This is a genomic window from Cerasibacillus sp. JNUCC 74, from assembly GCF_053667775.1.
This window is the reverse complement of the sequence record NZ_CM132207.1, coordinates 1,328,014-1,349,083: the sequence shown is the minus strand read 5'-3', so window position 1 is coordinate 1,349,083 and position 21,070 is coordinate 1,328,014. Positions and strand designations below refer to the sequence as shown.

14 protein-coding genes and 2 tRNA genes are annotated in these 21,070 nt (G+C 34.0%); 6 read left to right on the top strand and 10 right to left on the bottom strand.

What is annotated here, in order from left to right:
* Positions 1-28 precede the first annotated feature (28 nt).
* The 4 genes from JNUCC74_RS05840 to JNUCC74_RS05825 form a co-directional block, all read right to left on the bottom strand.
* Complete coding sequence (locus tag JNUCC74_RS05840; protein ID WP_454067279.1) at positions 29-2,377, bottom strand: glycoside hydrolase family 31 protein; 2,349 nt, start codon at positions 2,375-2,377, stop codon at positions 29-31.
* A 37-nt stretch (positions 2,378-2,414) separates the two neighbouring features.
* The gene (locus JNUCC74_RS05835) at positions 2,415-3,257 is read right to left on the bottom strand and encodes a sugar ABC transporter permease (protein ID WP_454067844.1); all 843 of its coding nucleotides are present in this window, start codon (positions 3,255-3,257) and stop codon (positions 2,415-2,417) included.
* A 5-nt stretch (positions 3,258-3,262) separates the two neighbouring features.
* Complete coding sequence (locus JNUCC74_RS05830) at positions 3,263-4,558, bottom strand: carbohydrate ABC transporter permease (RefSeq protein ID WP_454067278.1); 1,296 nt, start codon at positions 4,556-4,558, stop codon at positions 3,263-3,265.
* Between the two features lie 111 nt (positions 4,559-4,669).
* Entirely contained in the window at positions 4,670-5,944 is a 1,275-nt protein-coding gene (locus tag JNUCC74_RS05825) for a sugar ABC transporter substrate-binding protein (RefSeq protein ID WP_454067277.1), read from the bottom strand.
* Positions 5,945-6,460: 516 nt separating this feature from the next.
* Here JNUCC74_RS05825 and JNUCC74_RS05820 point away from each other — a divergent pair.
* Both JNUCC74_RS05820 and JNUCC74_RS05815 read left to right on the top strand, forming a co-directional pair.
* Positions 6,461-8,569, top strand: coding sequence for an alpha-amylase family glycosyl hydrolase (locus tag JNUCC74_RS05820; RefSeq protein ID WP_454067276.1), 2,109 nt, complete (start codon positions 6,461-6,463; stop codon positions 8,567-8,569).
* A gap of 175 nt (positions 8,570-8,744) precedes the next feature.
* Positions 8,745-10,523 carry a glycoside hydrolase family 13 protein gene (locus JNUCC74_RS05815; RefSeq protein WP_454067275.1) on the top strand — a complete coding sequence of 593 codons (1,779 nt, stop codon included), beginning with the start codon at positions 8,745-8,747 and terminating at the stop codon, positions 10,521-10,523.
* Positions 10,524-10,851: 328 nt separating this feature from the next.
* Here the strand turns inward: JNUCC74_RS05815 and JNUCC74_RS05810 are convergent, their stop codons facing one another.
* Both JNUCC74_RS05810 and JNUCC74_RS05805 read right to left on the bottom strand, forming a co-directional pair.
* A complete protein-coding gene (locus JNUCC74_RS05810; protein ID WP_454067274.1) occupies positions 10,852-11,040 on the bottom strand; it encodes a hypothetical protein in 189 nt (62 codons plus the stop codon).
* 268 nt (positions 11,041-11,308) lie between these two features.
* Positions 11,309-11,587 carry a hypothetical protein gene (locus JNUCC74_RS05805; RefSeq protein WP_454067273.1) on the bottom strand — a complete coding sequence of 93 codons (279 nt, stop codon included), beginning with the start codon at positions 11,585-11,587 and terminating at the stop codon, positions 11,309-11,311.
* Positions 11,588-12,702: 1,115 nt separating this feature from the next.
* On the opposite strand from JNUCC74_RS05805, the gene JNUCC74_RS05800 reads away from it, so the two are divergent.
* A tRNA-Thr gene (locus JNUCC74_RS05800) sits at positions 12,703-12,775 on the top strand.
* A 621-nt stretch (positions 12,776-13,396) separates the two neighbouring features.
* Here the strand turns inward: JNUCC74_RS05800 and JNUCC74_RS05795 are convergent.
* Positions 13,397-13,906, bottom strand: a complete 510-nt coding sequence (locus tag JNUCC74_RS05795) for a ClbS/DfsB family four-helix bundle protein (RefSeq protein ID WP_077319935.1) — start codon at positions 13,904-13,906, stop codon at positions 13,397-13,399.
* Positions 13,907-14,546: 640 nt separating this feature from the next.
* Between JNUCC74_RS05795 and JNUCC74_RS05790 the strand changes: the two genes are divergently transcribed.
* Positions 14,547-14,933: a DUF1259 domain-containing protein gene (locus JNUCC74_RS05790; protein WP_077319934.1), complete on the top strand. Its 387-nt coding sequence runs from the start codon at positions 14,547-14,549 to the stop codon at positions 14,931-14,933.
* A 1,259-nt stretch (positions 14,934-16,192) separates the two neighbouring features.
* Here JNUCC74_RS05790 and JNUCC74_RS05785 read toward each other — a convergent pair.
* A complete protein-coding gene (locus tag JNUCC74_RS05785) occupies positions 16,193-16,807 on the bottom strand; it encodes a PH domain-containing protein (RefSeq protein ID WP_077319933.1) in 615 nt (204 codons plus the stop codon).
* A 916-nt stretch (positions 16,808-17,723) separates the two neighbouring features.
* Between JNUCC74_RS05785 and JNUCC74_RS05780 the strand changes: the two genes are divergently transcribed.
* Positions 17,724-17,888 carry a hypothetical protein gene (locus JNUCC74_RS05780; RefSeq protein ID WP_454067272.1) on the top strand — a complete coding sequence of 55 codons (165 nt, stop codon included), beginning with the start codon at positions 17,724-17,726 and terminating at the stop codon, positions 17,886-17,888.
* Between the two features lie 172 nt (positions 17,889-18,060).
* On the opposite strand, the gene purU is transcribed toward JNUCC74_RS05780, so the two are convergent.
* Positions 18,061-18,960: a formyltetrahydrofolate deformylase gene (gene purU, locus JNUCC74_RS05775; RefSeq protein ID WP_454067271.1), complete on the bottom strand. Its 900-nt coding sequence runs from the start codon at positions 18,958-18,960 to the stop codon at positions 18,061-18,063.
* A gap of 345 nt (positions 18,961-19,305) precedes the next feature.
* On the opposite strand from purU, the gene JNUCC74_RS05770 reads away from it, so the two are divergent.
* Positions 19,306-19,395 (top strand) — tRNA-Ser (locus JNUCC74_RS05770).
* 252 nt (positions 19,396-19,647) lie between these two features.
* Here the strand turns inward: JNUCC74_RS05770 and mgtE are convergent.
* The gene (gene mgtE, locus JNUCC74_RS05765) at positions 19,648-21,006 is read right to left on the bottom strand and encodes a magnesium transporter (RefSeq protein WP_077319930.1); all 1,359 of its coding nucleotides are present in this window, start codon (positions 21,004-21,006) and stop codon (positions 19,648-19,650) included.
* Between the last annotated feature and the right edge of the window lie 64 nt (positions 21,007-21,070).

Sequence of the window (21,070 nt, the reverse complement as noted above, 5' to 3'; positions counted from 1 at the left end):
TCTATCTCACCCTCTACGCTACGTAATTTTAAATCGTTATACTAGAATGATTCGAACGCTCTACACCGTTTATTATAACATTTTGTTCATCAGTTAGACCAATTACTTTTACTTTTATTTCATTATATTTCGGCTGATATGTGCCTTCTTTAACTATGATATCAATTTCAACTTTTTTGGTTGATGATATAATCTGCACGTCTAGCTTCAAGTATTCGCCATCCTCGTAGCTAAATGTTTCTCCATCATCATCATAAAAAGTGAAACGATATTCTTCATTCGATTGACTGGCATACACATACATCCAAAGATCTTTTCCTTGCTTTTCTGTATTGGATACAAATTGCCCTTGCATGATCGCTGTCCCTTTTCGAATGAAAATTGGAAGTTCATCAAGTTCGGCATGAACCATATGCACTTGATTACCTTCATACTCTCGTTCCGTAACAAAATCAACCCAACTTCCCTCTGGGAGATAAACGACACGATCCGTTACAGATGGCGCTAGAATAGGTGCTACGATGACGTTATCACCAATCATTACTTGATCATTTAAACGATACGTTTTTTGGTCATCTGGATACTCCATCAATAATGGTCGCATAACCGGAAGCCCTTGCCCGCTTGCTTGATAAAACAGCAAATATAATTGCGGCATCCATTCATAACGCATTTGAATATATTTTTTTAGAATGGATTCATATTTTTCACCAAACATCCATGGTTCCTGATAACGTGTTCCGATTGCAGAGTGATTACGAAAATATGGTGTAAATGCACCAATTTGCATCCAGCGTACCAGAAGTTCCGGATTTGTATCGTGAGCAAAGCCCCCAACATCAGGACCCGTAAATGCGATACCAGATAAGCCCAAATTCATGACCATTGGCAAACTCATCTGCAGATGCTCCCAGAAGCTACGATTATCGCCAGTCCACACAGCTGCATAACGCTGTATACCTGCATAACCGGAACGGGTAAGCAAAAATGGGCGTTTACCTTTTAGATGACTTTTCATTCCTTCATACGTAGCTTTTCCCATTAAATATCCGTACACATTATGAAGCTCACGATGAGTTGCTGGTCTTCCATCATTCCGATGCATTACCGATGTATCCATTGTTTTTGTTTCATTAAAGACAGCCGGCTCATTCATATCATTCCAGATACCTTCAACACCCATGTTTGTATAGTAAGCATGCTGTTCTCCCCACCATTTGCGTACACGTTCCTCTGTAAAATCAGGGAAGGCACTTACACCCGGCCAAACCTCTCCATAATAAATAGTTCCTTCAATATATTTACAGAAATTATCTTGCCACACACCTTCTTGGTATATCGAATATTCCGGATCTTTTTTCACACCAGGATCTACAATTGGAACAATTCGAATTCCCATTTCACGTAAATCTATAATCAGCTGTTCCAGATTTGGAAAGCGATTTTTATCAAAAGTAAACACTCGATATTCATCCATATAATGAATATCTAAATGAATGACATCGACTGGAATATCGCGTTCTACAAAGTTTTTTGCTAATGCTCTAACTTCTTCATCTGATTCATAGCTATACCTCGATTGATGGTACCCGATTGCCCATTTAGCTGGTAGTGGCATGCGCCCTGTTAGAAATGTATATTGCTCCAACACAGATTTTGGTTCTGGGCCGGTCATTACATAATAGTCTAGCTGTCCACCTTCTGCATGAAATGAATAAGTACTTTCATAGCTTTTTAGATCAAAAGTCGTTTTAAACGTGTTATCAAAAAATACTCCATGTGCTCTTCCATCACGCAATGTCATAAAATATGGAATCGATTGATACAATGGATCTGTCTCGGGATTATGCGGCGCATACACATCCGTATTCCACATTTCATATTTTTCACCACATTTATCTAAATATCCACTTTTCTCCCCAAATCCATAGAAATGATCTTGTTCATCTTTATCTTTAAACACAATCACTTCGCCGTTTTCCCGATAAGCCATACCACGCTCTGATTCATTTACGAGTACATGACCTGCTACATCCTTAATGGTAATCCGAAGCGGCTGTTTTCTTACAACAAGTTCCATCTTCGTTGTTTGCAGGATAATTGCTTCATTCGTTTCCTGTTCGTTTATTTTTAGTTTTTTCGGATCAGCAACTACCGTTTGTGAAAGAGTTAAATCTGGCGTTTTCCATGGATTCATAACGATACGAACAATCGAATCACTAAAAAAGCTAATCGTTACATATCCATGCTCACTAATAAACTGATAGTTTTGTTCCGTTGTTTTATACTCGATTACCTTTCCAATATCTACGTATTTGATAGCTTCATTGCTGGTTTTTTTGCCAGGATGAATAGCAAAACTAGTGTCTTCAAGCATGATATTGCCTCCTGTTGGTTCATATTTCTAATTCACATTAACCTTTCGTAGCACCTGAAGTTAATCCAGAAATTAAATAACGTTGTAATAACAAAAATACAAGAGCAATCGGTACAGCAATTAAGATAGATCCCGCTGCAAACTTCGTGAAATTCGTAGAGAACTGGTCATTAATAAAACTGTAAAGTCCCAGTGCTAATGTATATTTTTCCGGACTGGTTAAAACAATTCGTGGTAATAAAAAATCCATAAATGGTGCCATAAAGTTAAACAATGCTACTACTGCTAAAATCGGTTTTGCTAATGGTAACATGATCGTCCAAAATATTTTTAAATGACCGGCTCCATCTATCTTCGCAGCTTCATCAAGTTCTCTAGGAATCGTATCAAAATATCCTTTTACTAACCATGCATTAAAAGGAATTTGGCCACCAAGATAAATCAACATTAGACCATACAGTGAGTCGGTTAAGCCAATCGTGTTTAATAAAATATATAATGCTACCATCCCCATTAATGCCGGGAACATTTGTAATAACAAGAACATATACAAACCATATTTTCTCCCAACAAATTTATAGCGAGAAAATGCATAGGCAATCAGTGAAGTGATAATGACTGACCCAATTGAATTGACGATCGCCACAAAGAGGCTATTCTTATACCAGATTAAATAATTACTATCTGGATCAGTAAATAACCACTTATAATGCTCTAAAGTTGGATTCTTAGGGATTAATTCCGTCACCATCATGTTGGACCCTGGATTTAGGCTCATCATAAGTGCCCAAAATAACGGATATGCAATAACAATAAACATCAGTAACAAAAAGATATAGATAAACGTTACTTCGATTTTCGATTTTTTCCTACGTGACATAGCCATTAGTAACGTCCCTCCTCTTTAAACGCAGCTGTCTTCCTAAATTGGAAAAAGGCAAATATGGAAACAATTAATCCCATAATTATTGTAATTGCAGCAGCCATATTATAATTATTGGATTCAAAAGTTAGTTTATAAACCCAAGAAATCAAGATATCGGTTCCACCAGCATTCTGTCCCCGGACAGCAGGGTTACCCTCATTAAACAAATAAATGATATTAAAATTATTGAAATTTCCTGCGTATTGCATAATTAACAATGGCGCTGTTGCAAACAATAAGTGTGGTAAGGTAATATAGCGCAATTTTTGCCAACGTGTACCTCCATCAACATCGGCAGCTTCATACATATCTCGAGGAACGCTTTGTAACACACCAGTAAATAATGCAAAAACAAAGGGAAATCCCAACCATGTCTGAATCATAATTAACGCAACCTTCGTCCAAAACGGGTCAGATAACCAAGGCAACATTAAATTAAAGTGACTCAATATATCCCGGTTAATCGCTCCAAAAGTAGGATTAAATAATGCTGAAAAAATTAAAATGGAAACAAATGCGGGAACTGCCCAAGGCAAGATTAATACCGTTCGAATCGCTCGTTTAAATCTTATTCGCGGATCATTTACTAATAAAGCTAAAAATAACCCCAAGACAATTTGTAATGTTGTGGCGACAACCGTCCAGACAATTGTCCAACTAAAAACACTTAGAAATGTATCTTTCCAAATACCGATATTAACTAAATCAACAAAGTTGTTAAAACCTACCCAGTTCAATAAATTTCGTGGTGGCGCATTATATTGGTTATAGTCCGTAAAAGCTAAAGCAAGCATGAACAATAATGGCACCACGACAATAAATAATAACATTAATAAGCCTGGTAAAATCATGAAATACGGAAAACCATTATTGTAAAAACTCTTTACACCTTGTAATAATGTAGGTTTAGGGCGATTTACTTCTCTTGCTATAGCATCAGAACGAGCGTCCATAAAATTATAAACGTATATCCCTATTCCAAATGCAAGGACAATTAATGATATTAATCCTTGAATGAGTAACTGGATAGAATGATGTTCACGTGGTACGGTACCAAGGGTGAAAAGCCCCCAAATTCCAATATCAATATAATTCCAAGTTGAAACTAAGAATGCAATAGTAACGATTAAGAAAATAAAACCCTTCAAAAAACGTCGATTATACATTTGTCCCAATCCAGGAATAATGGATAGAATGGTGGCTAATGTACGAGGTTTTATTTTTCCGGTTTTGGGTTCATTTGGTTCAGCTGCCATCCCGTATCTCCTCCTATAACAATTGCTGAAAACACAGTTGATAATTAATTCATTCATTCGCAGTACGTTTATTTAGCGGTACAGGAATCCCCTATACCGCTTACATTTCATTTACTTTGCCCCAGAAGCTTCTATTTTTTCTTGAATCGATTGAACAGCTTCATCTAATACTTCCTTCACAGGCTCACCTTTTGAAATGAAGTTTAAAGCATCGTTAAATGGTTCCCATATTTGCTGCATGGCAGGAACACTAGGCATTGGCTCTCCATATTTGGTTTGCTCTGCAAATGCTGAATAAATTGGATCTTCAGCAATTTTCGGATCTTTCATCGCATCCTTACGGGCAGGCAACTCTCCAGCGATCTCATAATATGTCATAGAACTTTCAAAGTTGGTCAAGTAAGCCATTAAATCTTGCGCCCATTCTTTATTTTCTGAGTAATAAGAAAGCATATACGACTTAATACCAACAAATGATTTTGGATTTTCTCCGTTATCCAATACCGGTATTGGAGCAGTTCCTAAATCATCCTCTAAAGCATCCCCATATTCCCGAACCATCCAAGGACCGTTAATTACTGTAGAAACCTTTCCTTCCTTGAACAATCCATTCATAATATCTGGTGTTAAATCTTGAGGTATATATTTTTTATCGAACCATTCCTTCACTAGTTCGCCACCTTTAACTGCACCTTCGTTATTCAAACCGATATCCGATACATCATACTTACCATCTTTATTTCCAAATACATATGCTCCATTTCCAGAAAAGAAAGGGTATACAAAGTATAAGTTAGCTGCTTCCATCAAAAAGCCAAACTGATCTTTACCAGGATCCGTATCTCTTTCAGCTATCTCCATAATTTCTTTCATGGTTTTGGGTTCTTTTTCGACACGAGCTTTGTTGTAAAACATGGCATAGGTTTCCGAAACAGCTGGATAACCCCAGTACTCGCCATCATATTGCATTGCCTTCAAGGCATTATCTGTATATTCTTTCTCTGTATCTCCAAGATCAACCGGGTCTACTAATCCTCTAAGTACTAAATCACCAATTCTATCATGTGGCTGAAATATAACATCCGGCCCATTCCCTGCCGGACCTTCAACGTCCAATTTTTCTATCTGTTCCAGCATGCTGACCGGAATCATTTCTACTTTAATTCCTGTTTCTTCTGTGTATTTATCTGTCATTTTCTTTAATGCTTCTTTCTGTTTTTCTTCATCATTAACCCAAAGCGTTAATGATTCAGGTTTTTCAGGCATATCATCAGAACTTTTTGCCTCTTCTTTCCCACCAGACTTTTTAGCATCATCTGGTCCACAAGCTGTTAAACTACTAGTTAATAGAATCATTGCAACTAAATAAAACAACCATTTTTTCATATTAAACCCTCCCAAGGTTATTTATTTTCATGTACAATGCAAGCTGATTTGTGAAATCGTTTGCACTAACATTGTAGTTTCATTATACAATATAAATTTCAAATTGCAAACATCGTTTTTAAATTTAAATCCTTAAAAATTAATGAAGATAACGGTTTCATGAATTGTTTTTTTATGTTATTATTAACTTAATAGCTAAATTGCTTGCTAGATTAGTGACAAAATAGCAGTTATTTAGCGCAAACGTTTTAATAGAAATAAAGAAACATGAACGATTGCATATGGAACTAATTAGAGTTAAGTCAGCAAATTGATATTCAAGTAACCGATCAGCTTTTTTATGCTAATCATAATCCTGACTTTCTAAGAGCTCCATTCATAATTTGAGGGCAATGTTTTTGTTAACAAACAACCCCGGCTTTTTTTAAAAAGTCGGGGTTTTATATTTAAAACAGGGGAAGGAGGGTTTTTCGTTATAAGTACGTGTTTTTAAAATAGGATAAAAAGGGTGAGAATATGAAAATATTTTTAAAAACGTTTGCATTAACTTTTTTATATTTATTTCTTTCTTCCACTTTTGTTAAAGCAAAATCAAAAGAGATGGACGTTGTAGACTATTCAAAAGATATTATTTACCAAATCATTACGGATCGTTTTGATGATGGAGACAGTAGCAACAATCCATCCGGGAATATATTTAGTCCAAACTGTACTGATCTGCACAAATACTGTGGAGGTGATTGGCAAGGGATTATTGATAAAATTAAGAATGGTTATTTAACTGATCTAGGAGTAACAGCACTTTGGATTTCTCAACCTGTGGAAAATATCTATGCCTTACATCCAAATGGCTATACATCCTACCACGGCTATTGGTCACGAGATTATAAACGGACTAACCCTTTTTATGGTGATTTTTCCGACTTTGATCAGTTAATAAAGACAGCACATGCTAATGGGATAAAAATAATTATGGACTTTGCTCCTAATCATTCTTCACCTGTTTCAGAAACAAATCCAACCTATGCAGAAGGAGGTGCTGTGTATGATAACGGATCATTCATTGCTAATTATTACAATGATCCAGGTAATATTTTTAATCATCATGGGGAGACTGATTTTTCAACTTATGAAAACAGTATTTATCGGAGGCTTTTTGACCTTGCAGATTATAATCTAAATAACTCTAAAATGGACACCTACCTTAAAGAGTCCATTAAGTTGTGGCTGGATAAAGGAATAGATGGAATTAGAATAGATGCTGTTAAACATATGCCGTTAGGGTGGCAGAAATCGTTCACAAATGAAATTTACTCACATCAACCTGTTTTCACATTTGGAGAGTGGTTTTTAGGAAAAGGTGAAATTGATCCCAAGAATTATTACTTCGCTAATGAAAGCGGTATGAGCTTATTAGATTTCAGATTTGGGAAAACCATTCGTTCTGTTTTAAGGGATCATTCACATGATTGGTATGATTTTCATGAAATGATTAAAGAAACTGCTAAAAAATACAATGAGGTAAATGACCAAGTAACCTTTATTGATAATCACGATATGGCTCGCTTTACAACCGAAAACTCATCGAAACGATTTACAGATATGGCTTTAGCTGTTCTTATGACATCTAGGGGTGTACCGACTATTTATTATGGTACGGAGCAGTATCTTACAGGAGACTATGACCCAATAAACAGAAAACCGATGAGAGAATTTGATAAAACTACCAATTCCTACCAAGTTATTAACAAGCTCTCTGCACTACGGAAATCAAACTCTGCTTTGGGCTATGGCGATACAAAAGAAAGGTGGATCAATTCGGATGTTTATATTTATGAAAGAACGTTTGGTAACAATGTTGTAGTTACTGCTATTAACAAAGCTAATCATGCCTACTCTATCTCTAATCTTTATACTTCTTTGCCTCAGGGAGATTATAAAGACGTGTTAAATTATTTATTAGATGGAAATAACCTGTCAGTAAAGCAAAACGGTGTTGTCGAATCTTTTCAATTACAACCTAAAGCTGTAGCAGTATGGGAGTTTTCAAAACCAACAAAAGAAGCATTAATTGGCCATGTAGGACCTATGAAAGGACAACCAGGAAATACCATTTACATTTCCGGAGAAGGATTTGGCAAACAAAAGGGGAGCGTTATGGTAGGTTCAAAACCAGCCGAAATCTTGAATTGGAGTAACACAAACATCAAAATAAAAATTCCCGAAATCGATAGTGGTGTATATGATATTTTATTAAAAACAGCTCACGGATCACAAAGTAACGTTTATAAAAACTTTGAGGTTTTGACAGGAAAACAGGTTAGTGTTCGATTCGTAGTTAATAACGCCTATACGAATTTTAGAGAAAATATTTATTTAACCGGAAATGTTGGTGAACTTGGCAATTGGAATACTGAAAAAGCAATCGGACCTATGTTTAATCAAATCGTGTATAAATACCCAACTTGGTATTACGAAGTGAGTGTACCTGCGAATAAAGGACTTGAATATAAATTCATAAAAAAAGATGAATCAGGCTCCGTCATATGGGAATCTGGAACAAACCATGTTTATATTACTCCCAAGCAAGGAACAGATACTGTTATCGTCGATTGGAAACAGTAAAAAAAAGCATGATGTACTCGAAAATGGAGTCGTAAATCATATAAAATCATTTATCTGATATGTAATGTAATCATAATTCGGATGATTAATTTTGTTCATTTAATCATGCGGAAGAAAGAGTAATCCTAACGGTGGAAGATTATTCACTATATATAAATTTTCTGGAGGCACAGCAATGATAAAAGAAGCGATTTATCACCGACCAAAAAATAATTTTGCCTATGCATATGATGAAAATACATTACACATTATGTTGCAAACAAAAAAAGAAGATATGGAAACTGTTGAATTAATATTTGGAGATCCTTATGACTGGAAAAATGATGAGTGGCAAACAACAACAAAGCCTATGGTCAAAACTGGTTCTACCCAATTCCATGATTACTGGTTTATTGTCATTAAGCCACTACACAAGCGATTGCGTTATGCTTTTATATGTACGGACGGATCAGAATCCTGTATTTATTGTGAAGGCGGAATTTTTGACAAATTACCAAAGGAAATCGCGAACTATTTTTGTTTTCCATTTTTAAATAAAATTGATGTATTTTACGCACCTAAATGGGTCAAAGATACAATCTGGTATCAAATTTTCCCTGAACGGTTCGCTAATGGGGATAAATCATTGAATCCAAAAGGAACGTTAGCATGGGGATCATCAAACCCTACACCAACCAATTTTTTTGGCGGCGATTTTCAAGGAGTTATTGATCACTTAGATTATTTAGAGAAATTAGGAATAACAGGTATTTACTTCACACCAATATTTAAAGCGTATTCCAACCATAAATACGACACAATTGATTATATGGAGATTGATCCGCAGTTTGGAGACAAGCAAACGTTTAAAAAGCTAGTTGAAGCTTGTCATGAGCGAGGAATTAAAGTAATGCTTGATGCGGTCTTTAATCATAGCGGCTATTATTTTCCACCATTTCAGGATGTATTGAAAAACCAAGAAAACTCGAAGTACAAAAACTGGTTTCATATTCGGGAATTTCCTGTCTTAACAGATCCGGCACCTAACTATGATACATTTGGTTTTGTATCTTCCATGCCAAAGTTAAACACAGAAAATCAAGAAGTAAAAGACTATCTATTAAAAGTTGCTCGTTACTGGATAGAAGAATTTGACATTGACGGTTGGCGTTTAGATGTAGCCAATGAAGTTGACCACACATTCTGGCGTGATTTCCGTCGTACTGTAAAAGAAGTAAAGCCAGATGCTTATATATTGGGTGAGATTTGGCATGATTCCATGCCATGGTTACAAGGCGACCAGTTTGATGCAGTCATGAATTATCCATTCACTAATAGCGTAATTGATTTTATTGCCAAAAACACCATGAAGGCAATTGCATTTAAAAATGCGATTACAAAAGTATTGCATATGTATCCAAAAAACGTCAATGAAGTTGCGTTTAATTTATTAGATAGTCATGATACACCGAGAATTTTAACATTAGCAAATGGAAATATCGAACGAGTTAAATTACTTTATCTTTTCCAATTTTCCTTCTCTGGAACTCCTTGTATTTATTACGGAGATGAAATTGGCATGCTCGGAGGACATGACCCAGATTGTCGCGCTTGTATGGAATGGGACGAAAAAAAACAGAGCCGGGGCCTTTTACACTACGTACAAACACTTATTAAGCTACGAAATACCGTACCGCTTTTTGGCAACAATGGGACATTCCACTTTTTATACGCGGACGATGAACACAATGTGATTAGTTACGAAAAGACCGATGGTAAAAAGCGAATGGTATTTATACTAAATGCAGGAGAAAAGGAAGCTTCTTTACCAAGTAGTGCTTTATTTGAGGAAACGTCTGCTGTGACAGAATGGGAGATTGATCTTAAAGAGGCTCCAGGCAAATCTATGCAGGCACTTTCCGGGGAAATAACTATTCAACCACTTAGTTATCGAATTTTCGAATCCAATTTTTAAGGTTTATAAAAACGCCATTTGAGTATACAACCTCCAAATGGCGTTTGTTGATTTATAGGTTTTATAACATATAAACTTGGATAACTGTTGTTCCCAAATAACTAAATGAATTGTTCCCACTTATGGAAGGCGAAGACCTGCTCCCCGGAATCCATCTTCTATGATGCGTTCTTACCTTCTTCTGATCTTAACGAACTCTATGATGGGAACACTAAATGAGTTGAAGAGATAAAACACGTGCACCTTTATGAGCATGGATAATTCTATTTTTACTTCACCATTCTATATTTAATATTTATTTTAATATCCGTAATCGAAACCCAAAACTTCATAGTTTATAACTAGAGGTTTTTAAATTGTCAAAAACAGGTAAAAACCACCCTGCTATACAAGTAAAAACCATGATCAAGCCCAAAATGATAAATGAATTATTTACGCCAACACTTTCTAATATATAGCCACCTATAAGTGCTCCAAAAGGGATTCCAGCTTTAGATACCAAACTTCTTACTGCCATTACTCTACCCCGTCATTTAATAGGAGGGTTTACTTGGTATAAAGTTGGATTATTTATATTAAATATTGAGATAAAAAAGCCATGAAGTATTATTAAAATCAACGAAATAGCAAAAAAAGCAGAAAGGCCTAATGCACTAAGGCACAAACCACTAAATATTATGGAACCAAACATTACATGTTTTAAATTTCTATGTTCCTTTTTAATGGTTAATATTAAATTTGCTTTTAATTGTTTGGAATACTCCAGCTCCCGTAATCTAAGGCGCTTATATAATCATTTTCTCATCTATAATTACATTACCTTCAATTTCATAAGATTCCAATTTCTCTAGAGCATTAATTACCTTACTATTCTTTTGTAAGCCGACTTTTGATAATTCGATATAATTATTCCAATAATCACCATCTTCTTTATAAAGTGATTCAACATGCGGTAAAATAAACTTAGCTTTATTTTCTTTTCTAACTAAAACACAAGAATCAGAGTCATGTAATCTAGGGTAATACATATTAGCTACCGAACAAATTAAACCAGGCGGAGTCATGGAAAAACCTGTTTGAATTTAGTAGGAGAAACAGCTATTTTGTGTTTGACCAGATATCTTCCATATTAGTCTTTATTTTTTCTTTTAAATCTAATTTTTCCACCAACTCAGGATATTTTGAAATAGTGCCTAAACCTAAATGTGGATAATCTGGCCAACCAGAAGCAACTACTGTATTATTTTCGATCCATATGACCGTCTTATCCCACTCATAAATTTATAATCTGATTTCTGAACAAACTCAAGTAACGTAGTAGATTTTCCAGCTCCTTTTGAACCGATTATTATTGAAGCTTGATTATTTTTAAACGCACAGGTGGCATGCAATATAACCACTCCATTGTTTTCTTTTTGTCTTAGTACCAAATCTTTAATAATTTCAATTACTGTTAATTCATCTTTTTGGTCTACTTGCTGTTGTAATTGAATATGAATCTCTTTTTTTTGGGTCTAAAACTAATAATGGTACCTGTCTGATCAATCCTTAAATATTCTTGATGATTTAACATGACTTTTTTTGCTTTAATGGTAAAAAAATCTGATGCATACATCCTTTCCCTTTTTAAAGTTATTTTTTCTAATTCATTTGAATGATATAAATATATATCAGAAGGGACTATTCTTAATTTTGTTGTTATTTTTTATAATAAGATGAGTGCTAAAAAAATCAAAAATAGAAGATAAATTAACATCCCCATCTGAATAAATATTTAATTTGGAGTGCAAGAACTCCATACTTGTTACTTTTGATTTCATATATATGCTCCTTTTATTCAATAATTTGACGTATCCAATCACCATTTCATTAACTCTATCTTGCCTGATTGGAAACATTTCTTGTAGGATGGATCCCACCTTGCAAAATAACAAATTATTTAGGCTAAACCACTTTTCCTTGGCATTCTGCTGAAACAAAATTTCTGCTTGCCTTCCTTTGAAACTCTGTATCCAATTATTACCTTGTTCAAAACAGTAAGCATTTTACTCCTCCTATCTATTATCTATATAATATCTGAATTTACTTAAAAGTACCTTTTTTAGGATTATTATTATTATATACATAGGGGTTGATGAAAGTATTCAATAGGAGTATTATATTTCATGTAGCATTTTTTGCTGGTGTAGCACAGCTGGTAGTGCACTTCACTCGTAATGAAGGGGTCGGAGGTTCGAATCCTCTCACCAGCATCATACAAAAACAGTAATATAACACCGCTTTTGATTAATTCAAGGGCGGTATTTTTTAATTCCTCTATTTTCCGAGCAAACAGAAAAATATATTGCTACTCTTTATTTATATCGATGGCCATTACTAATTTAAGAACGAGGCCAGAAACAATTTGAATCTGCACCATTTAAGAAGTATATACTGAAATAATCGAAAGAATGTTAACCATAGCGATAGATGAACTTAAAGAACTAAAGAAAACAAATGTAGAATAAATATACAGATAGTTAAACTGCCAGCAGATGAAATGTTTTCTTCCTACTTGTTTACCTGTGAACAGAGAAGTAAAACAGACTATTTAATCCTGTAATCAGAAAAAAACGCAAAAGAAATAATGGAATATTTAACGAAAAAATTCGGTAGTGGGCTTTTTTATTAGTCTTTACATCAAATACTTTTTCAAGAAGGCTTTTGTTAAGTGATTATATAAATAGAAAAAATGTTATGGATACACAACTATTTTAGGAATTTTTATAATATAAAAAGTATGGACACTAGGAAATTCAAATAGAGTCTATTTCTTATCAATTAAAAGAAATAGACTCTATTTGGCTTTCGTCTAAATTTATGGATACTTATTTTTATAAAACTATTTTTTTCCATTTACGAATTTTAGTTCTAAAATTCGTAAATGGAGCAACTGTATTGATATGCACCCACTTCCAAACAGGCCACATTGCTTTTGTTGTGGCCCATTTTCTCTGTTCTGGTTGAAATAATTCTGTTTCAGAAAGATGATTTATCCATTCGATTAACTTACAGATTAACTTTGTCAACTCTTCCTCCTGCTGTCTTAAGGTTAAAAAACCATATTGCTCATAAAATGATTGATAAAGCCCTCCTAAGTTATTCCATTTGTAAGCTGGAGTAGGCGTTTTTACGTCAAGTCCACATTGTTCGTCTTTTTCCCACGATAGCAACAAGTTAATCCACCCCAATTGATAAGCAAGCATTTCAGATGGTGATTTATCCACTTCATTAATATGCTTATCTCTCAGCTCTTCAGGTATCATCTTAAATTCTTCAATAAATTTCTTATAAGACTCATTGATAGATTTAATTAGTTCTTCAGCATTTGAGTATTGTTTCATAATTCTTTCACACCTTTATTTTGGATACTTTCAGTATATAGTATAAAAACATAATAGTATTAGTAACTTTTTATGAAAAAAAGTCCAGAGACTCATTCAAGAAATCACTAATAGTAGCAACAACCCTGTGCCACTTATTATTTAATGGTTTGTTGCCATCATCGCTTATCAAAAAATAATCAACGGCTAGTCCGTAATTGTGCAGCAACTGACCGGGCTTTGTATTAGTGAGACTAAGTTACCTGGAGTTGTTCTCCCATGATTATATAGGTGATGTTCTGCATTTGAACGATACCTTTACCGAGAAACCTAGCAATTATAATGTCCTATTTTTCGCTGAACTTCTTTAACGTTCCATTTGGTCATCAATTGTTTGGTAAAGCTTTTTCTCTCTTACAGCAGCTTCTTTCTGTTAACCAAAAAAGCCAAGCAAAAAAACCGCAAAGGGTCTTTATGTAAAGGAAAGTATTGGCTTAAATTTGCATCCATTTTTGCATCACCTAAAAACAATTTAATCAACCTCAACTTCGGACAATCTTAGGTTCTGAATTCAATTATAAAAAATTTAATATAGCTACCTAGACAGGCTCTCATTCTTTTTCATATCTTATAGAAGATTCATAGAAAGGAGGTTAACAATTTGTCAACCTGTCAACGATTAGCAAATATTATCGGCGGAGAGGTTATTACTGCCGCTCCTGTTTGTGTAGTTCAGCGCCTAAGAAGAATTAATGCTTCCATTTTAGGTCGTCGTACTCGTTCCCCTTTAGCCCTTCCCTTCGCGCTTTCTTTTGAAAACAACAGAAATGGAAGGACACTAAACTTAGGTGAGACCGTCATCCTCCAAAAAGAAATTAATCCTTTTATTTCTGCATTACGAAAAAGAAGGATTACGGTAACAGCAGTTCATAACCATTGGCTTTTTGAAGAACCACGCTTAATGTATATGCACTGGGAGAATGTTGGTAATCCTTTTGTTTTTGCTAGGAACAGTTTTGAAGCTGCTAAAGAAGTAGGAATATTATAATGACTAACCATTTGTGACATTTCAAATAATGTCACAAATGGTTTTTAGTGAAACTATCCTTTATCATTTAAAAATAGCAGCAATGTTGCCTTTCTAATCGTTCAATCACTAGAACGGTTACTTATCTTATTAAAGAGCATTTTATCCTTTATATAAATCATAGTATTAAATTCATCCATTTTCCATGTATCATTTTCCTGTTTTTGCTTGGATGTTTTTTCCGTTTTGTAACCCGTTCTTTAGATTAGGGTTAAATCTTAGCATTCCTTAGCAAGTAACTGCCTTATCTCCGGATAATCTTAGGATTTCATATATGATGATACCCTTGTATTTTGGTCGTTGAAACACTTTCAAACTCGGATTTATAGTTTGCACTTGTAGTATTTTGTCGTACTCTTGCATTCTATGTTTTTCTTTTTTTCAAAGAGTGTAATCCTTGGGTTCATTCATAAACTAGTATTTTTCAAACTATACTATAGGGGCAATGAACTCTACCAAGTTTGGAGAAACAATAACTGTTTCTAATTCTAATCCACTAATTATTATTTAAAAAAGAAAAAACAGCCAAGCTTTAACTTGAGTGTGACCGTTTATATTATCCATGATTATTGAAATATTAAATTTTATCCAGTGGGGTACATGCTAGAAGTAACTATCATTTTTAAATTAGTGTCCATATTATCTAAGTCATAATTACCGGCTAAGAGTTGTTAGATATAATAATTTTAAAATAAAGAAAATATAAATGTAACCGTCATCATGCAGGAATTAAAGAGGTTGATTTCATCGCTTCTATAGGAAAATGATATGCTATAACGACAATTTTCAAATAGTCGGCATAGAACGAAAAAAATACGACTTATAACCCATTTCTTAAGCAAATTTATTACTAAAACTTTGCATCATCCATATATAGTCGTAGATTTTGCTTTTTCGGTGTAGAACAAAAGTTAGAAGCGATGGTTACAGCGGACGAACTGATAAGAAACTTGGTAAAGTACTTGATGTCAGTGGAAAATAAAAAGTCAACGAATATATTAATACATTCTATAGATTCAGGAATAGAATCACTCCAATAACATTCTCCTCGCGCATTTTCCTCTTATAAAAATGAAGCGTAGTTTCCAGCTGTTTTACAGACGGTAACTACGCTTATGTTTATTTTCCTTATAGTCATTGATCAACAAAAGAAGCTTGAGAATAGTTTACTCTTCTTCACTATCTCCTAATAACTTATCCACGCCAAACTTAAGCTACCGTTAATTTTGAATATATTTATCAAAAACTTCCCCAAAATCTTTTTGTGTATTTTCTTCATATGTCGTTTTATACCAATCGTATGCAAACTTTGTTGCTTGCTCAAATTCTTTTGATATATTTCCTTCTTGAAAGCGATTATCCTTAAACAAAGATTGTGATACTTGTAAACTATCTTTTGCAAATTCGGCCATTCGCTTGTCTTCGTCTTGAATATGCGAAATAGCTACTAATGATTTATATAAATCTGCAATCGCTTCTCCTTCCTTCTTGCTGATATCGACAGAGATAGGTTGTTTACCAATCGTAAACTTTATTTCTAAATCTAAATCGACAGTTCCAGCTGTTTCTACCGATACATTTTTTATCGGATATAAGTAATAATCATAACGGTATATATTACGCTTACTACTTGTCGCTTTTTCACCATCAAGATGGATTAGGGCACGGTTAGTAAAACAGTATTCATCCGATTTCGATTTAATTAAAAAGTGGATTTTTTCACCTTCTTCGTGAAGTACATAATCATCCGACTCTGTCTTGTCAAAATCTTCCGGGGAGATAATCTTTCCGATATCACTTAGGCCTAAAGCATCACTTGCAATTTTTTTAAACATCATTAACCTCCTAACGTTTATACATATCTATTTTATCATATCGCATATATAGGCAAACAAAACCTATTTTTGGCAACTTTTACTGGTAGATTGTCACCATCTTATAAAATGAACCTTCATTCAGTAGGAGTTTTCTTCCATCTCCTACTGAATGTTAGTTGAACCAATCGGGCATTTAGGTGCCGTTTTCTCCCACTTAGACCTTTTGTATCAACTCAAGGCTCTTGAAGTGGGAGTCTTACGGCACCTTACATGCGGGATAAACTACTAAAAAAATAAAGGATTCTTATTAGTTAATCTCTTACTTTACTCATCTATGATTATGATAAATAAGTTTATGGACTTTACTAATTTAATCATTTTTTTGTAATTGCAGACCTAGCTCCCCCCAACTTTTTTACTAAAATTTCTTACTTTTAGTGGTAAAAAAACATATAAATCGATTCTTCTTTGTAATGCCATTACTTGGATGGAGGAATATGTATGGTAGTTCTAAGTACATGATTGGGTACAATTGGAACGCTTGGTATTCTAGTTGGTATCATTTTGTTGATAATAGGTATGATCAAAAAGAAAAAGTACTGGCGGGTTCATCACGATTGTTTCTTTCGTTTTGTTTATCATTGCTGTTATAACTACTCCAAAAGAAATGAAAGAACAATCTGCAAATTAAGGAAAAATAGCTGTACAAAATAATCTTGACGATAAAACAAATAATGACGAAGATGATGATAAGAAAAGAAACTACAAAAACTCCTCTCGTGAGAAGTTATCTAAACAACAGCAAAAAACAATCAACTCACTGAAAGATTTTGCTAGCTTTACAAAAGCGTACAAAAAGCTCAGCAGCAGTGAGAAAGATAAAACATAGGATAAACACTTATTTGGTAAAAAAGTAACTTGGAACGGTTATGTAATGAAAACAAACGGTAAAAAAGTTTATGCTTGGGAAGCAAGTACATATAAAGGAAAGGAATGGTCTAAAGTGAGGATAAGTAAGAAAAATGAAGCATATCATGTTTTTCTTACTGACTTTGGAAAACATACCCAGAAAACATTAAAAGCTGGAGATAAGGAATGATTCCAGGAACACTTATGTCGCGTGAAGCTGCTAATCAAAATCTGCATGGAAACTTTATCATGCAAAACTAAAATAATCAAAATAGCCCACCATTCAAAAGTAGGCTATTAAAAATCTTCTTCGTTTGTGAAAAAACCGAACTTAAAGACGAAAGAACCGATGATTCAATTTACTAAAACACAATTGTTTTATTTCCATGAACGATGATTCGATCCTGTAAATGCCATTTTACTGCTCTCGAAAGTACCGTACGCTCAATGGATTGTCCAATTTTTTTCATATCGTCACTACTGTCCCTATGAGTGACTCTTTCAATATCCTGTTCAATTATTGGACCTTCATCTAAATCATTGGTTACATAATGTGACGTTGCACCGATCATTTTCACCCCACGCTGATAAGCGCGTTCGTACGGTTTTGCTCCTATAAAAGCAGGTAAAAATGAGTGATGAATATTAATAATTCTATTTTCATATTTTTCAACGAAATGACTAGTAAGAATTTGCATATAGCGAGCTAATACGATTAAATCTACATGATGCGCTTCTAATAATTGTATTTGTTTTTCTTCCACTTGTTGGCGAATATCTTTATTAGCAGGAATGTAATAGAACGGAATACCCAATGCCTCCACTGTTTCTCTTGACGTTTCATGATTACTAATGACTAGAGCGATATTAGCCGTTAAATCACCACTTTGATATTCCCATAATAACTCTAAAAGACAGTGCGGTTCTTTTGATACGAAGATGGCAATATTTTTGAGCTGACTGACATACAATAATTGCCAATCCATAGAAAATGTTTCCGCTATTGGTTGAAATTCTTGTTCCAGTATTTCTGACTTTTCCTTTAAATTTGGACATGCAAATTCAATCCGCATAAAAAACTGCCCACCATCAGGGTCAATTGTATACTGATCAGAAGCGATAATATTCGCTTCATGCTTAAATAAAAAATCAGACACTGCAGCAACGATGCCTGGTTGATCTGGACACTTTATTAAGAAACGTGCTTTATTCTCATTTTCTGTTTGAAACTGTTGTATGTTTTCTTTCATGTACTGATTCATTTTCGATACCTCAATCATTTTTTTATGTATATTACTTTATTCTATTCTCTAAATTCGGTCAAGGTCTCTGCCTTCTTAACGTAAAAAACACCTTTGATATTTGAGGAAATGAAATAAAAGCGTCGGAAAAACATATTTATGTTACATTGTAAATCACAGCGCCTATCCTAACTATTTGATATAAAAGTTTGAAGAACTGTTATCTAAAGTAAAATAAATGATCCGTGTTGTTTATTTTAAAAAAGAAGTAATCAGGAAATTCAGTTGTTTAATTTTAAGTTAAATAACTTGTCAAACTGTGTTATTTCCTTTAAAATATTTTATTGTGAGTTAATTATTATATAGGGAGAAGTACCCAAGCCCGGCTGAAGGGGACGCACTCGAAATGCGTTAGGGCGTGCAAGCGCCGCGTGGGTTCGAATCCCACCTTCTCCGTTTGAGGTTTACTGATTTATTGTTCACTGATATAAAATCTTGATTGTAGAAGTCTATAATGTTATATGTTATTAACAACATCACCACAAAAAAGAGAAGATTTATTTCTTCTCTTTTTCTATATGGAAAGATTATTTGTTTTAACTGCTATTCGCTAATTTATATAGCTGGCTTCCGTAAAGTAGCTATATAAACATAACTAACCGGGAATTCTCGAATAAATTCTTATAAAGTAAGGATTAGGTTTCTTAGCTACATTAATTCTGATAAAAACAAAGTTGCAATTCCAAAGTAAATAAGGAGAGACAAAATATCATTAATTGTTGTAATCAAAGGGCCAGAGGCAATAGCGGGATCAAAATTAAATTTATATAAAATTAAAGGAATAATTGTTCCTGATAAAGTACCAATTATTAAAGTTAACATTAAAGAACTTCCTACCACTATTCCTAGTGTAAGACTGCCTTGCCAGACCAGTGCGATAATAGAAATCAATATACCACAAATAACACCAATAATAATGCCTACCCAAAATTCACGAAGTATGAGTTTTATTACTTGTTTAAAATTCAAGTCCTGAGACACTAGTCCCCTGACAACAACAGCAAGAGATTGAGTTCCTGTATTACCAGTCATTCCCGCAATCATGGGCATAAAAAAAGCTAAAGAAACAACTTGTTCCAAGGTTGCAGAGAATCCATCTATAATACTTCCTGAAACAAGACCAATAAATAATAATAAAATAAGCCAAGGCAAGCGTCGTAATGTAGCGGTCAAAGGTTTTGTATTAAAATCAATTGCCTTCCCAGAAGCAGATAACTTTCCAATATCTTCATCCGCTTCTTGAATGAAGACATCAATAATATCGTCAACTGTAATGACACCAACTAGAATATCCCCTTCTTCAACAACAGGAATGGATATAAAATCATAACGGCTAATTAATTTAGCCACTTCTTCTTGATCTGTATGTACATTTACTTTGATTACTCTGCTGTACATAATATCTTCAATTTTATCTTGTAAATCCCCTAATAGTAAGTCCTTGTAAGAGACAACTCCCACTAATTTCTTCTGATCATCAATAACATAAAGATAATTGAGGTATTCTGCCAATTCAGCGAAATGTTTTAGCTTATCCACTGCTTCTCTAACTGAAAAATGCTTAGGTATCCATACATACCGATTGTTCATGATTCTTCCAGCTGTTTCAGATGAATAGTTCATTAAGTTTTGAACAATTTCAGATTCTTCTTGTTTCATTTCAGATATTAATTCTTCCATTTTATCTGCATCTAAATCAGATAAAAGGTCAGCTAAATCATCATTTTCCATTAAGTCAAGAACCTTGGTTGATTTTTCAATGCCAAGTTTTTGTAAAATATCTAATTGGTAGTCCTTATCTAATTCTCCAATTAATTCTGTTAGCTGTTCAATGGTCATGTATAAAAGAAACTTATTTCGGTGTTTACTTGGTAAATGTTTATATTGCTCAGCCATATCATATGGCTGTAACTCATTTATAATATCCTGAAAGGACTTTTTCTTACCTTCTTTTAAATATTGAATAATTGCAAGTGTTACTTCATCTTTCGTCATAGAAAGCGTCATTTAAATCTCACCTTTCAAAAAGCAAATGAAACCAAAACGTACTTGTAGATTATTATGTACATTT

What these genes read in the sequence shown, in the direction of transcription:
- JNUCC74_RS05840 (WP_454067279.1), bottom strand. Translation starts at nt 2,377, where the DNA reads ATGCTTGAAGACACTAGTTTTGCTATTCATCCTGGCAAAAAAACCAGC.
- JNUCC74_RS05780 (WP_454067272.1), top strand. Translation starts at nt 17,724, where the DNA reads ATGAAAACAAACGGTAAAAAAGTTTATGCTTGGGAAGCAAGTACATAT.
- JNUCC74_RS05795 (WP_077319935.1), bottom strand. Translation starts at nt 13,906, where the DNA reads ATGAAACAATACTCAAATGCTGAAGAACTAATTAAATCTATCAATGAG.
- JNUCC74_RS05805 (WP_454067273.1), bottom strand. Translation starts at nt 11,587, where the DNA reads ATGACTCCGCCTGGTTTAATTTGTTCGGTAGCTAATATGTATTACCCT.
- mgtE (WP_077319930.1), bottom strand. Translation starts at nt 21,006, where the DNA reads ATGACGCTTTCTATGACGAAAGATGAAGTAACACTTGCAATTATTCAA.
- purU (WP_454067271.1), bottom strand. Translation starts at nt 18,960, where the DNA reads ATGAATCAGTACATGAAAGAAAACATACAACAGTTTCAAACAGAAAAT.
- JNUCC74_RS05835 (WP_454067844.1), bottom strand. Translation starts at nt 3,257, where the DNA reads ATGTCACGTAGGAAAAAATCGAAAATCGAAGTAACGTTTATCTATATC.
- JNUCC74_RS05825 (WP_454067277.1), bottom strand. Translation starts at nt 5,944, where the DNA reads ATGAAAAAATGGTTGTTTTATTTAGTTGCAATGATTCTATTAACTAGT.
- JNUCC74_RS05785 (WP_077319933.1), bottom strand. Translation starts at nt 16,807, where the DNA reads ATGTTTAAAAAAATTGCAAGTGATGCTTTAGGCCTAAGTGATATCGGA.
- JNUCC74_RS05810 (WP_454067274.1), bottom strand. Translation starts at nt 11,040, where the DNA reads ATGGCAGTAAGAAGTTTGGTATCTAAAGCTGGAATCCCTTTTGGAGCA.
- JNUCC74_RS05815 (WP_454067275.1), top strand. Translation starts at nt 8,745, where the DNA reads ATGATAAAAGAAGCGATTTATCACCGACCAAAAAATAATTTTGCCTAT.
- JNUCC74_RS05830 (WP_454067278.1), bottom strand. Translation starts at nt 4,558, where the DNA reads ATGGCAGCTGAACCAAATGAACCCAAAACCGGAAAAATAAAACCTCGT.
- JNUCC74_RS05820 (WP_454067276.1), top strand. Translation starts at nt 6,461, where the DNA reads ATGAAAATATTTTTAAAAACGTTTGCATTAACTTTTTTATATTTATTT.